Annotated in this window: 10 protein-coding genes and 1 pseudogene; 4 read left to right on the top strand and 7 right to left on the bottom strand. The window is 73.7% G+C overall.

All coding sequences use genetic code 11. The features are described 5' to 3' along the window. The first annotated feature begins 190 nt into the window (after positions 1–190). Positions 191–970, top strand: a complete 780-nt coding sequence (locus ACH4TG_RS04030; protein ID WP_398240541.1) for a ferritin-like domain-containing protein — start codon at positions 191–193, stop codon at positions 968–970. A gap of 249 nt (positions 971–1,219) precedes the next feature. Beyond that, positions 1,220–2,473, top strand: a complete 1,254-nt coding sequence (locus tag ACH4TG_RS04025) for a PP2C family protein-serine/threonine phosphatase (RefSeq protein WP_398240540.1) — start codon at positions 1,220–1,222, stop codon at positions 2,471–2,473. Between the two features lie 92 nt (positions 2,474–2,565). On the opposite strand, the gene ACH4TG_RS04020 is transcribed toward ACH4TG_RS04025, so the two are convergent. Next, positions 2,566–3,378 (bottom strand): hypothetical protein, encoded by an 813-nt coding sequence (locus tag ACH4TG_RS04020; protein WP_398240538.1) that lies wholly within the window; start codon positions 3,376–3,378, stop codon positions 2,566–2,568. Positions 3,379–3,506: 128 nt separating this feature from the next. After that, a pseudogene (locus ACH4TG_RS04015) lies at positions 3,507–4,067 on the bottom strand (SigE family RNA polymerase sigma factor); the annotation flags it as partial. Between the two features lie 516 nt (positions 4,068–4,583). Between ACH4TG_RS04015 and ACH4TG_RS04010 the strand changes: the two are divergent. After that, positions 4,584–4,817 carry a chaplin gene (locus ACH4TG_RS04010; RefSeq protein WP_398241173.1) on the top strand — a complete coding sequence of 78 codons (234 nt, stop codon included), beginning with the start codon at positions 4,584–4,586 and terminating at the stop codon, positions 4,815–4,817. A 64-nt stretch (positions 4,818–4,881) separates the two neighbouring features. Here the strand turns inward: ACH4TG_RS04010 and ACH4TG_RS04005 are convergent, their stop codons facing one another. Beyond that, positions 4,882–5,394 carry an NUDIX domain-containing protein gene (locus tag ACH4TG_RS04005; RefSeq protein WP_398240536.1) on the bottom strand — a complete coding sequence of 171 codons (513 nt, stop codon included), beginning with the start codon at positions 5,392–5,394 and terminating at the stop codon, positions 4,882–4,884. 90 nt (positions 5,395–5,484) lie between these two features. Between ACH4TG_RS04005 and ACH4TG_RS04000 the strand changes: the two genes are divergently transcribed. Continuing rightward, positions 5,485–6,081, top strand: a complete 597-nt coding sequence (locus ACH4TG_RS04000; RefSeq protein WP_398240534.1) for a TIGR03086 family metal-binding protein — start codon at positions 5,485–5,487, stop codon at positions 6,079–6,081. 187 nt (positions 6,082–6,268) lie between these two features. Here ACH4TG_RS04000 and ACH4TG_RS03995 read toward each other — a convergent pair whose 3' ends face one another. From ACH4TG_RS03995 to ACH4TG_RS03980, 4 genes are all read right to left on the bottom strand, one after another. Continuing rightward, a complete protein-coding gene (locus tag ACH4TG_RS03995) occupies positions 6,269–6,805 on the bottom strand; it encodes an SMI1/KNR4 family protein (protein WP_398240533.1) in 537 nt (178 codons plus the stop codon). A 65-nt stretch (positions 6,806–6,870) separates the two neighbouring features. After that, positions 6,871–10,869: a DUF6531 domain-containing protein gene (locus tag ACH4TG_RS03990; RefSeq protein WP_398240531.1), complete on the bottom strand. Its 3,999-nt coding sequence runs from the start codon at positions 10,867–10,869 to the stop codon at positions 6,871–6,873. Between the two features lie 4 nt (positions 10,870–10,873). After that, positions 10,874–11,596, bottom strand: a complete 723-nt coding sequence (locus ACH4TG_RS03985) for a hypothetical protein (protein ID WP_398240529.1) — start codon at positions 11,594–11,596, stop codon at positions 10,874–10,876. A gap of 193 nt (positions 11,597–11,789) precedes the next feature. Next, positions 11,790–13,778, bottom strand: a complete 1,989-nt coding sequence (locus tag ACH4TG_RS03980) for a protease pro-enzyme activation domain-containing protein (protein WP_398240527.1) — start codon at positions 13,776–13,778, stop codon at positions 11,790–11,792. Between the last annotated feature and the right edge of the window lie 18 nt (positions 13,779–13,796).

The raw sequence follows: 13,796 nt of genomic DNA, 5'->3' as shown, positions 1-13,796 counted from the left end.
GGGTCTCCATGACGCCCCTCCGTATCGTCGAAAAGCTCCGGACGGCTACCCCAACCATATACCCCCCGGGGGTATTCCCGCTCCCTCGATCGGCGCAACCGATCCCGGCGCCCGGTTGCGACCCCCTCCGCGCCGATCTTGACTCGAGTCGACCCATTCCGCCCCGGCGGTCGACCTAAGGAGCCACGCGATGCTGTCTCCCCGCAGCCTGTTCACGGAGATCCTGGACGACGACGACTCCTTCCGGCTCTTCTGCTCGATCGCCGCGAGCGGCGAGTCCCAGGGCGGATGGGAGAACGGGCGGATCTCCGCCCTCGTCCCGGAGTCGCAGCGCGACCTGGCCCCCAAGATCGCCCGGCACGGCGCCGACGAGGACAAGCACGGCCGGATCTTCAACGCCCTGATGCGCAAGCGCGGCCTGGAAGGCGTCCCGGTACCGCCGGACACCGACTACACGATGCTGCTGGAGCGCAACGGCATCGGCCTGGCCCACGCCCGCCTGCGCCAGGACGCCGCGCTGACCGAGGGCGACATCGTCACGTACCTGTCGCACAGCCGGGTGACCGAGCAGCGCGCCTCGGAGCAGATGGCCCTGCTCCTCAAGCACTTCGGCGGCCACCCCGAGATCGGCAAGGCGGTCAAGACGATCGCCCGCGACGAGGACAACCATCTCGCCTACTGCCACGAGGAGTTGCTGCGGCTGGCCGCGCTCGGCCACGGCCGCCGGATCCAGCGGATCCTGCGCGAGTGCGCGATGGCCGAGATCCGGATCTACCGCGACGTGAGCCTGGCGGTCATGACCCACATGGCACGCGTCCTGAACTGGCCCGCGCCCAAGCTCGCCGTGCTCAAGGCCGGCATCCACGGGGTGTACCTGTACGAGCGGGCCTTCGGCTGGCGCCGCATGGTCACCCTGTCCATGCCCGCCCACCGCGACGCGTTGGGCGGCCCCGCCGTCGCCATCGCTTAGGTCAGGGCTTAACCTCTCCCCCTGCGAACTGGCGGTATCGCCCGCCTGGTGCGTCGATAGGACGTAGGGGAAACGGGTGAGAGCCCGGCGGGAGGTGGCGCCAGTGCCCTCTGGCGGCGAGGAGTCCACGCGGTCCGCGGACGGCCCCGGCGCCGTGCCCGGCCCCTTCGACCTGCTGGAAGAGGCCGTCGAGTCGATCGGCACCACGCTCGACGAGCGGACGACCTGCGCCGAGCTGGCCCGCTTCGTGTGCCGGGAGAGTGCGACGCCGCCGCCGTCGACCTGCTCGCCGAGGACGTCCCCGCTCCAGTGCCCGCCCCCGGTCCCGCCCCCGGCGCCAACGGCAGCGCGAACGGCCGGGCCTCCCGCTCCGCCGCGCACCTGCCGCTGACCCGCCTGGCCGCCGCCGGCCGCACCTCGCTGCTGGACCCGTGGCCGCCGCCGGGCCCCGGAACCGGGCGGCCCGCCGCACGGGCGCTGGACGAGGGCCGGCCGGTCACCGTCGCCGCCGACCCCTCCGGCGGCGACCCCCGCAGCGTGACGTCCGTGCCGCTGATCGCCCACTCCCGCATGCACGGCGTGCTGCTCGCGGTGCGCACCGGGCCGCCGTTCACCGACCGGGAGACCGCGGCCCTGCGCTACGCGGCCCGCCTGGCGGCCGTCCACCTCGGCCACGACCGGCGGCACACGGCCGTCCAGAGCACCGCGATGAACCTGCAGCGCGCGCTGCTGGCCGAACCCGGCCGCCCCCACCCCAACCTCGACATCGCCACCCGCTACCTGCCCTCCGGCGGAGGGGTCCTGGTCGGCGGGGACTGGTTCGAGACGGTGCGGCTGCACTTCGGCCGCACCCTGCTGGTGATCGGCGACGTGATGGGCCACGGCCTGGACGCCGCCGCCGACATGAGCGCCTATCGCTCGATGCTGCGGTACGTCGCCTCCACCGACCTCCCGCCGAACCGGGTGCTGCGGCAACTCGACGCGGCCGTCGCCGAGGACGGATCGCGCCGCCCGGCCACCTGCCTGCTGGCGAGGGTGGACCCGGCCCGGGCAAGGATCTCGCTGGTCAGCGCGGGGCACCTGCCGCCGGTGGTGTTCGGGGCGGACGGCACCGGCACGCTGCTCGACCTGCCGGTGGGGCCGCCGCTGGGCACCGGCGTCGGCGGCTACGAGCAGCAGAACCTGAAGCTCGACCCCGGCGAGACGCTCGTCCTCTACACCGACGGGCTGGTGGAGCGGCGCCACGAGGACATCGACGCGTCGCTCGCCCGGCTGGCCGGGCTGCGCCTGCCGCCGGACGCGGAGGTCCCCGAGGTCCTGGACGAGGTGCTGCACCACCTCGACGCCTACCGCGCGGAGGACGACGTCGCCGTCCTCGCCGCACGCATCCAGCGGCGGCCCCACCGCGAGGCGCCGGACCCGCCCGGCCCGCCGGGCGCCGCCGGCCGGGCCGCGGTCCCGAAGCCGCCGCACGGTCCCGGGTCCGCGGCACGGCTCTTCTAGACGCCACCCCCGTGGGCGCCGGGACCGCCGGGCCGACTCGCCGCGGCCGGCGGCCCGTCCCGCGCCACCGCCGCGTCACGCCCCGCCGTTCGTCAGGGCAGCGACGCCAGGACCGCGCCCTGCGCGTCGTACACCGTGACCTGCACGTCGCCGAACGCCACCGGCGATCCCGCGCGCCCGGCGAGGGCCGAGGGGGCCCTGCCGTACCCGGTGGCGTAGCCCGGGCGGCCGGGCAGCGTCACGACCTGCAGCGGGTAGAGGTGCCCGCGGACGGTGACGCTCATCCGCGCGGGCGTGCCGCGGCCGATGTACAGCGGGGTGTACAGCGTGCCGTTCGCGTCCCCCTGGGACTGCAGGCTGACGGAGTCCGCCGCCTGGTTGCCGTCCGCGGTGTTCTTGCAGTCCCAGGTGCCGGAGGTGTCGAGGCAGCGGCGGTGCGCGTCCAGCCGCAGCCGCGTGCCCTTGCCGAGCACGACGACCTCGCCGGGCCGGACCACCTTCACCGCGGGCCAGTCGGCCGGCGGTGAGGCCGCCTGCCGGGAGTCGGGGATCGCGGTGTGCTCGGCCTGGCGCGTCTCGGGCCGGGTGGGCGTGGGGGTGGGCGCCGCGGGCGGCCCCGCCGGCTGCCCGGCCGGGGTCGCGTCGCCCGCGCGGTTCTGCGCCGCGACGATGCCGCCGCCGGCCGCGGCCACCACGGCGGCGGCCGACAGCGCGATCGTCAGCCGTCCGGTCCTGCGCCTGCGGCGGGCGCGCTCCAGCACCGCGCCGCCCGGCCAGGGCGACGGCCTGATGCCGGACGCCGCGTCCTGCAGGGCGTCGCGCAGCCGCTCGACGGCCAGGGCCTGGGCGGCGTCGGCGGCGCCCGGGGTGCCGTCCCCGAACTCGTCGTCCTGGTGCGTGCTCACCGTGCACCCCCTTCCCGTCCGCCCGCGCCGGCGTTGGCGCCCGCGCTCGTGCTCCTGCTGGTGACCGTCCGCTTGACCTCGTGCATGACCTCGCGCTGGGCGGTGGCGCCCCCGCCCGGGTCCGGGCCGGGGCCCGCGTCCGCCGGCGGACGCGGGGCAGCGCCCAGTTCGGCGAGGCCGGGATGCGAGCGGAGGCGGCGCAGGCCGCGGCTGGCCTGGCTCTTGACGTTGCCGACGGTGCAGCCGAGCACGTCGGCGACCTGCTGCTCGCTCAGGTCCTCCCAGTAGCGCAGCACCACCACCGCGCGCTGCCGCGGCGGCAGTTCGGCCAGCGCGGCCATCAGCGCGGCGCGGTCGTCGATCTGGCCGGTGGCGCTGTCCCGGGCCCGCTCCGGCAGCCGCGGCGTCAGCAGCTGGACGACGCGGCGCTTGCGGAACCGGCTGAGGTTGTTGTTGACCAGCGCGCGGTGCAGATAGGCGTCGGGCTCGCCGAGCCGGCTTATCCGCGGCCAGTTCAGGTACACCTTGGCGAGGGTCGCCTGCACCAGGTCCTCGGCCTCGTGGTGGTCGCCCGTGAGCAGGTAGGCGGTGCACACCAGCCGCGACCAGCGGACCGCCGCGTAGGCGGCGAAGTCGGGCGTCTCCTCCGCCGGCGGCGCCTGCGCGTCAGGGCGGTCCCCGGTGCGCACCGGCACGGTGAGCGACCAGCCGTCAGAGCCGGGCAAGGAGCCGGTCCCGCGCGTCGTACGCCACTTCCTCGGCTGTCGGCTGCGGCTGCGGGCCGTCCGGCGGCTTCGGCATGGGGTGCGCCTCCTCGTGTGTCCGGTCTCCAGTGTCCGGGCAGCGTGTGCCCGGGCGGCGACCGGGGTCCCTCCCCCCGGCCCACGGCGCAGGACACGCCTCCCCCCCCGGTATCACTCCCGTTCGGCCCGGGAGGTTGCACGTTCTCCGAAATCCGGGTGCGCGGGCCGCCGGCCCGGGCTGGGTCGGTCGGCGGCGCGCCGTGGCGTCGCGTCGGGGAGGCGGCGCGCGGCGGGAGCCGGACGCGCTGGCCCGGACGGCGGAAGCGGGCGGCCCGCCGGGCCCGATCAGACGGCTTCCGGATGCGGAACGGATACGGTGGGTGTTCAGATACGAACGCATAGTGAGGGGTGTGTGATCTGATGCGCTCCTCCCCCCGTATGACCGAAGGAGAAGTCGTGAAGCTGATGCACAAGACCGCCGCACTGGCCGTGCTGGCCGGCGGAATCATCCTCGCGTCCGGCGGCGCCGCGGTCGCGGACTCCGGTGCGACCGGTGCCGCGGTCGGCTCGCCGGGTGTGCTGTCCGGCAACGTCATCGAGGTCCCGATCGACATCCCGGTCAACGCCTGCGGCGACTCGGTGGATCTGATCGGTCTGCTCAACCCGACGGCCGGCGACACCTGCGTGAACGGCTAGCGGATCGCAGCTGCGTGCGGCCGGGGCTCCCCGTGGCGGGTGCCCCGGCCCGCGTGCGTCCGGCTCAGTCCCGTGCCGGCGGCGGGACGCCGAGGTGGCCGGCGAGGCGGTCGAGGAACGCGCGCTGCCCCTTGACGATCCTCCCCGCGGCCTCGGCCAGGCCGAACCAGGCGACCCTGTCCAGTTCGGGGAACTCCCGCAGCGTGCCGGAGCCCCGCGGCCACTCCATGGTGAACGTGCCGGGCACGACCGCGTCCGGGTCGAGGTCGCCCTCCAGCGCCCACACGGTGACGATCTTCCCGCCGGACTGCCGGACCTCGCCGAGCGGGACCGGAGCCCCGTCCGGCACCGGCAGGCCCAGTTCCTCGCGGAACTCCCGCCGGGCCGCGGCCTCCGGGCCCTCGTCCTCGTCGTACTCGCCCTTGACCACGGACCACGCGGCGGCGTCCCGGCGGGCCCAGAACGGCCCGCCCATGTGCCCGAGGAGCACCTGGGGCCCGCCGTCCTCGCCGCCGATCCCGTCCTCGCCGCCGGGCCGGCGGAACAGCAGGATCCCCGCACTGCGCTTGGCTGCCACGCCCCAAGTGTGCCCGCGGCCACCGATGAGTTCGCCGCGCCGCCCCGGTCTCATGGGGGACGATCACCACAGCCACGAAGGGACCCTCCGATGGCCACCGAGAACCCCCTGCCCGACTTCGGACCGGTGACGCGCGGCATCGTGCTGCTCGCCGCGAACGTCGGCGACGACCGGCTCGCGGGGCCCACGCCGTGCCCGGAGTACCAGGTGCGGAACCTGCTCGGGCACCTGCTCGGCCTGAGCGTCGCGTTCCGGGACGCGGCCCGCAAGGACCTCGGCCCGACCACCGGGACCGACCCGGGAACGCAGCTGCCGGACATCGACGACGACGGCCAGTGGCGGGCGCAGCTGCCCGAGCGGCTGGACGAGGTGGCCGCCGCCTGGCGGGACCCGGCCGCCTGGGAGGGCATGACGCAGGCCGGCGGCTTCACCTTCCCGGCCGCCGACGCGGGCCGGGTGGCGCTGAACGAACTCACCATCCACGGCTGGGACCTGGCCCGTGCCACCGGCCAGCCCTACGCGCCCGACCCGGTGGCCCTGGAGTCCTCGCTGGCGATGCTCGCCCCCGGCGCCCGCGACCGCCCCGCCGACGCGCCCTTCGGCCCCGCCGTGGACATCCCCGAGGGGTCTCCTCTCCTGGACCGCGTCATCGCCCTCAGCGGCCGCAACCCCGCCTGGACCCCCTGACCCGGCCCGCCCCGCTCAGCCCGGGTACGGGCTGAACGTGCGCTCGGGCGGGGTGAGTTCGCAGGAGAGGATCGGCGAGTCGATGTCCCCGGCGAGCAGGCCCGCCGCTCGACATCGGCCCAGTCGGTCGCCGGCGGCGCCTCGGGCGGCGGCGGGGCCAGGCGGAGGAGGCGCGTCAGCGGGGTGGTCACCTGGGGTCGGGCTCGAACGTATGGTCGGGCGGGGTGAGTTCGGAGGAGACGATCGGGGAGTCGATGTCCCCGGCCAGCAGGCCGGCGAGGAAGGCGGTGGCGGTGACGGGGTAGGGCTCCCAGACGTCGGCGTCGCGGTTGAGGACCATGACCGGCCACTTGTCGGGCTCGGTGCCGGGGCGGACCAGCCAGTTGAGGGTGTCGCCGTCCTTGGTGCGGGCCCAGACGACCAGGGTGGTGCCGTCCTCGTCCTCGATCTCCCCGGGGGCCTCCCCGTTCATCTCCCAGATGTCCTCGAGATCCTCGAAGTAGCCGTCGTTCATGGCGATCAGGCCGCGCCCGCCGCCCGCGCCCTCGGGCGCGCGCAGCCGCACGTGGCCGTCGAACTCCCCGGGCCCGTAGGTGTCGACGAGTTCCTTGTAGTCGGCGGGCAGCCCGTGCCCGAGCCGGCGCTCGGCGTCGGGCCAGTCGATCGGGGCCGGCCGGTCCGCGGGCGAGGCGAGCCTGGTCAGCTGCTCCAGGGGTGTGGTCATCAGGTCGGCCTTTCTGCCGCCGTCCGCTCGGTCGACCTCAGGATGGCACAGCGGTCGCCGCCTCCTCAGCGGCAGCTGTTGAGGATCGTGATGGTGTTGATGTCCGGGTTCTTGCGCCAGCCGCGGCGCGTCTTCTGGTCGCTGGAGTACGGGCTGAACTTGAAGCCCTGCGGGCTGGTGGCGTGGATCGTCAGGCCCACCGGGCGGAGGTCGTGAGGTCCCCGGTAGATCGGGGTGACGGTGTACGTCACCACGTGCCCGTGGTCGCGGACCGCCAGCTTGACCTGGTTCTCGTAGTGGCGCATGACCGGCGAGTTCGCGAACTCGTGGAAGGCCACGAAGTTCTCCGGGATGGTGTTGGAGCCGCCCAGCTGCGCGGCCAGCAGGTGCGTGCGCTCCAGGTCGTGGGTGTTGTCCCAGCCGGGCAGGCGGTTCGCGTTGATCTTCGGACCGGTGTTCTGCCCGAGCATGTCCTTGTGGATGACCGCGGTCATCGGGCCGGGCCGGCCGTGGCTGTCCAGCGGGCTGTAGGTGACCCGTCCGCCCCAGGTGACGTCCTTCGGTTCGCCGTTGTCCCAGCCCGGCAGGATCTTGTACTTGGGCTTCTTCAGGCCCAGCGGGTCGATCCACGCGAACGGGTTCGCCACGTAGGTCTGGGCGTTGGGGGCCGGGTCGAGGCCGAGCGGGTCGGGGGAGGCGTAGCGGGCGCTCTGCGGGTCGTAGTGCCGGAAGTAGTTGAAGTTCCAGCCGGTCTCGGCGTCCGCGTACTGCCCGGGGAAGCGCAGCGGGCAGTCGACGGTGTCGGCGTCCGGGTCGGTGACCGGCACGCCCCACAAGGTGGTGCGCTGCTGCCACGCCAACGTGCCGTCGAGCCCGACCAGCTCGGTGGGCCGGCCGGTCATGTCGGTGACGATCGCGTGGAAGCGGGCGCCGGTGCCGTCCCGGTCGTCCCGGTCGTCGTGGTCGAGCTGGGCGAGCGGGCGGTAGGTGCCGGGCAGGTACTCCCAGGTGGTCGTGCGGCCGTCGGCGGTGGTCTGCTCGGCGAGCTGCGTGCCGGCCCAGCTGAAGCGGACCTCCTCGGCGACGGTGCCGTCCGCGGCATGGCGCCGCTTGGCGATGCGACGGCCCGCGGGGTCGTACAGGTAGGTCCAGCGGGTGCCGTCGGGAGTGACCGTGGCGGTCAGCTGGTCGTGCGCGTTCCAGTCGAACGACCGCACCTGGCGCTGCCCGTTGAGCAGCCGGCGGATGCTGCGCACGATGCGGCCCTGTGCGTCGTACGCGTACCGGGTGCGCCCGGCACGCTGGAGCCGGCCGTCGCTGAACTCCCGTGCGGTGTCGTCGGGCCGGTCCAGGGGTGTGGCGGCGCGCGTGAGGTTGCCCAGCGCGTCGTAGGCGTAGTCCTCGGTCCAGCCGCGGGCCCGCACCGCGGTCACCCGGCCGGCCGTGTCGAGGTCGAACGTCCGGGTGCCGGTGGTGAGTTCGTGGAGTTCGGTGAGCAGGTCGTCGGCCCGGTAGCGGTAGCTGCGCTCCTGGACCGGGGCGCCGGGTCCGGCGGGGCCGAGCACCGTCTGGCCGGTGAGGCGCCCGGTGCCGTCCCACTCCTGGGTCAGGGTCACGCCGGGGCCGGCGCTGCGCAGGATCTCGCGGCCCAGCTCGTCGCGGCCGAACTCGGTGCGGTGGCCGCCCAGGCCCATGCTCTGCGGCAGGCCGGTGTCGTCGTAGGTCCAGGTGGAGACGATCCCGGTCGGGGTGGTGCGCGCCACGGGGCGGCCGAGCACGTCGTACGACCACGCGGTGCGGCGGCCGTTGACCGTCTCGGCGAGCACGCGCCCCATCAGGTCGTGCTCGTAAGTGATCTCCGCGTCGGCGTTGGCCGACCGCACCAGGTTGCCGGCCTCGTCGTAGGCGAACGCGGTGGTGCCGTCGGCGTCGGCGAAGGCCACCACGCGGCCGAGCACGTCGCGGGTGAAGACGACGCGCTCGCCGGCGCCGTTGCCGCGTTCGGTGAGCTGGCCCGCCGCGTCGTAGGCGTAGCTGAGGCTGCGCCCGGTGAAGTCGGTCTCGCCGACCAGCCGGCCCGCCGGGTCGTAGGTGTAGGTCCAGCTCTGCCCCTGCGGGTTGGTGACCGCGGTGAGCCGCTGCTCGGTGTCGTGGGTGAAGGCGTACGCGGCGCCGTCAGCGCCGGTGCTGTCCGCGGTCGTGCCGAAGCGGCCCGCGGTCTGCGAGGAGGTCCGGCCGGTGGCGTCGGTGTGGGAGAGCGCGTTGCCCTCGGCGTCGTACGTCCACTCCTCGCGCCGCCCGTCGGAACGCTCCAGCCACAGCACCTGCCCCTCGGTCGTGAAACCGAACCGGACCGTGCCGCCGAGCGCGTCGGTGCTCTCGGCGATCCGGCCGAAGGCGTCGCGGCGCGCGGTGGTGGTCCGGCCGAGCTGGTCGGTCACCGCGACCGGCAGGCCGGCGGCGTCGTGCACCAGCTCCTGCCGGGCGCCGAGCGGGTCGGTGACCGCGACCAGGTCGCCCTCGTCGTCGTAGGTGTAGGAGGTCCTGGCACCCATCGGGTCGGTCGAGGTGAGGACGTTGCCGGCCTCGTCGTACTCGGTGCGCCAGACGCGGCCCACCGGGTCGGTCATCTCCACCGGCCGGCCGTGCCGGTCGTAGGTGAAGGCGCTGCTGGTGCCGTCGGGGTAGGTGACCGAGGTGATGTTGTCGCCCGCGTCGTAGGTGTAGCGGCTGGTGCGGCCGAGCGGGTCGGTCGCCGAGGTGCGCAGCCGGCCGCCGGCGTCCCACTCCTGCACGCCGACCGCGCCGGTCGGGTCGGTGCTGCGCACCAGCCGCAGGGCCTCGTTGAACTCGAAGCGGGAGGTGTTGCCGAGCGCGTCGGTGAAGGTGGTGGTGCGGGTCTCGTCGTCGTAGGCGAAGGTGTTGGACAGGATGCCGTCGCTGCCCTCGGTGCGCACCACGCGTCCCGCGGTGTCGTAGGTGTAGGCGTACGCCGTGCCGTTGCGGTCGGTCCAGCCGGTGATGCGGTGGCTGTCGTCGTAGGTGAACCGGGCGGGCAGGCCGGAGGAGTTGATCACCTCGACCAGGTCGCCGCGCGCGTCGTAGCCGTAGCGGGCGAGCACGGTCGCGGTGCCGGGCCCGTCGGTGTCCAGCAGCCGGAAGCCGGTGATGCGTGGCAGGTCGGGGTGCCGGTCGACGGCCACCCGGTAGCCGCCGTGGTGGGTGATCAGCGCGGGCGCGTCGTCCTCCCCCCAGGCGATCTCGATCCGGCGGCCGTTGCGGTCCTCCACGCCGGTCAGCCGCAGGGTGACGCTGCCTTCCAGACCCGCGTTGCTGCGCGGGTGGTGGAACTCCAGCACCTGCCCGGTCGACGGATTCCTGATCTGCATGGGGTCGTTGGGGACGCCGCTCCACATCAGGCCGAGGTGCGGGCCGGTGTGCGGCAGCACGGCCACGCCCGGCCGCGGCGGCGGGTACTGCAGCCGCATGCCGTCGGCGGCGGCGAACACCACGCCGTCGGCGTCGAGTTGCAGGCGCTGGTCGAGGGTGGAGGCCCAGGTCGGCCCGAACCACACGCCGTTGCGGTACGACGACAGGTGGGTGCGTTCCAGCAGCAGCGGCAGCGCGCCCGGCAGGTACACGTCCGTGACCGGCAGGAGCATGTCGCCCGAAGCGGTGTCGACGGGGTCGCTCAGGCAGTGCCGGTGGTGCCCGGGGACGTCGTCGCCGGGCCCGTGGTGGGAGCGCAGGTCGCCGGCGCTCTGCTCGGCGTCCTTGACCGCGGTCGAGGCCGCCTTGCCGCTCCTGTCGGCCCCGGCCTTGGCGGCGGCCGCCGCGCCGGTGCCGCCGGCCACGTGCGGGTCGTGGTGGTGGCCACCGCTTCCGGGGTGGTGGCCCTTGGCCTTGCCGGCGAGGTCGCCCTCCACCTGGTCGAAGTGGTCGGCGGCCTTGTGCACGTGGTCGGCGATCCGGTGGTGGCCGTGGCCGAGGCCCTTGGGCACCTTCTGCGCGATGTGGTCGATGATCTCGACGACGGGCTTGGCGAGCTTGTTCGCGATGCTCAACGGCTCATCCCGTCTTGAAGGTCAGGCCGCCGACCTCGGAGTAGAAGGCGCGGCCGTGGGAGAGGTTCGCCTCCGCCTGGTCCTTGATGGTGTTGGCGTGGGTCCGCATCATCGCCGTGTCCAGTTTCAGGCCGGGTGCGGGGGCGCCGACGGCGACGTGGGCGACCTCCTCCAGCAGCAGCTGGGAGACGGCGTGTTCGATCCGCTCCTTGAGCGGGCCGATGGTCTTGTCGACGAGGATGCCGAGGACTTCCTGCTCGAAGCGCTTGAGGATGCCGTCCATGAGCTTGTTCTGCAGCTCGATCTCGGCGACCGCGGCGGCCTCGGACAGGCCGAGGGTGAACACCGCGGCGGCCTGGTCGCCGATCAGCTCACCGGCGGCGATGCCGAGTTGGACGATGCACTCGTCCTTCATCCCCTCCACGCCGAGCGCGGCGAGGTCCAGGGCGTCGGCGAGGATGTGGCAGCCCTCGATGAGGGTCTTCATGTGGCCCTGGGTCTGCGAGCCCCACACCTCGGCCAGCGCGGTGTACGACTGGGCCGCGTAGCTCTCCTGGAGGCCGCCGGTCACCACGCCGTGGGTGACGTCGTGCGAGCTCTGGCACGAATCGGCGTACCGGCGGAGGCCCTTGGCCGCGTCGCGCAGCTGGTCCTCGTCGATCTCGGGCCAGTTGAAGCCGAGGATGTTGACGACCTCGGCGAGCCAGTGCGGCAGGTTGATCGACACGGGTCTGCCCCCCATTCCCCTTTGCAGACACGAGCGGACGATGCAGGCACCGTTCGTCCTCAAGACGGTGAATCGGCGCCAACAGGTCTTCAAGAAGCGGTACGTGTCTGGCAAAGCCTGGACATGCCAGGACCCGGCGGGTGAGCGGTCCCCGCCGGGTCCTGTCCGCGGCCTGCGACGGCCGCGGGGTTGCTTACCGGTAGGACCTCAGGAAGTCCTCGGTCGGCGAGCCGACGCCGGTGGCGTTGTCGTAGCCGCGGACGGCGTTGAGCGAGGTGTCCTGGCCGAAGGCGACCAGGCGGACCCGCAGCGAGCCGCTGATGACGCCGAAGTCGGCGACGTTGCTCAGCGGGGTGCTGGTGCGCTGGGCCTGCTTGTCCACCACGTCACGGAACAGCTTGGTGCGGTCGTAGATGCCCGGGTTGGCGAACCCGAGGCCGCGACCGTGCCGCGCCTGGATGATGTCGGCCTGGACCGCGGCGAACTCCGGGCAGGAGACGCTGGTGCCGCCGTAGCCGGCCTCGCTGTAGTCGGCGCCGTCGCTGATGCCGACGAGCACCGAGGTGTACAGGTCGCCGTTCATGGAGACGTCGGGCGTCACGCGCTGGGCGGTCCTGCTGGTCGCCCCGGTCATCAGGGTGTGCGACAGCGAGTTCGGCACGACGCCGCGCTGGTACGCGGGCTGCGCGAAGTCCTCGCTGGTGCCGCCGCCACCGCCGAAGTAGAACGGCGCCGGCACGGCCGGCTCCCAGCTCTTGCCGTCGGCGGAGAGGTTGGAGCGCAGGGTGCCCATGTCGGTCTCGAAGCCGTAGGCGCCCTCCTTGCTCTTCAGGCCGAGCGCGGTGCCGCCGACCGAGGTCACCCACGGGTCGGAGTCCGGCCAGTTGGCCTGGGCACGGGAGGTGTCGGCCTGGCAGTTGGCACCGGTGGCCGCGGCCGTCGGGCTGCTGTCACCGCAGTCGCCCGCGGAGAAGCTGACGCCGATGCCCTCGGACGCGGCCTGCTTGAAGACCTGCTCGTAGGCGGCGATCTCCGAGGCGCTGACGTCCGCGTTGTCCGTGGTGTGCATGATCTCGCCCCACGAGTTCGAGATCACGTCCGCCAGGTGCTTGTCGACGACGGTGCTGATCGCGCCCAGCAGGTCGTCGTCGGTGCAGGAGTTGGCGCCGACGTAGACGACGTTGGCGTCCGGGGCGAGCCCGTGCACCATCTCGACGTCCAGCGCCTCCTCGGGCGCCCAGCCGTCCGGGCCGCCGCACAGGTCCTGGTTCTCCCACTTCGAGGAGTCCACGACCTCCTTGTACTGGCCGGACTTGAACGCCTTGTCACCGTGGTTGACGGCGTACTGGTTGGCGTCCGCCTCCATGGTGGAGCTGCCGTACGCGTCGATGATGGCGACCGTGGCGCCCTTGCCCGTCAGGCCGGAGGCGGTGATGCCGTAGGCCTTGCGCAGCTGCGACGGGTAGAACGAGCACTGGTCGAACGGCACGTCCTTGTTGGTGTAGCCGGCCGGCGCGCCCGTGGCGGTCTTCTGGCCCCAGTAGTCCGAGCACGTCGCGTCGGTGGGCAGGCCCGCGGCGGGCTTGGAGCCCTTGTCCGACGCGGCGTCGGTGCGGTGCGAGTCGGGCTTGGCCACGTTGGTGGCGCCGGTGGTCAGCCCGGTGACGCCGAGGATGGCGGACGACACCTTGGCCGGGACGACCACGTTGCCGGCCGGCGCGTGCCGCAGCTTGCCGGCCACCTTGTACTGGTGGATGCCGGTGCCGAACGCCTTGGTGATCGCGGTGTTGGTGCCGCGGACCTGGATGGCGTGGTCGGTGGTGCTGACGACGGTGAGCCCGGCGTCGCGGGCCCACTTCTGCACGGCGGCGATCTGGTCGGCGGTGGCGCCGAACCGCGCCTGGTACTCGGCCGGGGTCAGGTACTTGCCGTAGCTCGCGCTGGACGGGTCCGAGACGGCGGTCGCGTAGGCGGTGAGCCCCGCGGCGTCCTGGCCGGCCAGGTAGACCGTGCCGGTGACCTCGGTCGAGGACGGCACCGCGCCGGCGTCTGCGGCGGCGGTGGCCCAGGCCGGGTGGCTGCCGGCGATGGTCTTGGCTGCCGCCGCGGGCCCGGAGGCCTGCGACGGGACGGCGAGCAGCAGCGAACCGGAGACCAGGGCCAGCGAGGCCCCTGCGACCACGGCTACGCGGGCCCGCCG

It is taken from the genome of Streptomyces sp. NPDC020917, assembly GCF_044333795.1.
Classification (GTDB): Bacteria; Actinomycetota; Actinomycetes; order Streptomycetales; family Streptomycetaceae; genus Actinacidiphila.
This window is presented reverse-complemented; position numbering and strand designations above follow the sequence as displayed.

What these genes read in the sequence shown, in the direction of transcription:
- ACH4TG_RS03995 (WP_398240533.1), bottom strand. Translation starts at nt 6,805, where the DNA reads ATGACCACACCCCTGGAGCAGCTGACCAGGCTCGCCTCGCCCGCGGAC.
- ACH4TG_RS04030 (WP_398240541.1), top strand. Translation starts at nt 191, where the DNA reads ATGCTGTCTCCCCGCAGCCTGTTCACGGAGATCCTGGACGACGACGAC.
- ACH4TG_RS04000 (WP_398240534.1), top strand. Translation starts at nt 5,485, where the DNA reads ATGGCCACCGAGAACCCCCTGCCCGACTTCGGACCGGTGACGCGCGGC.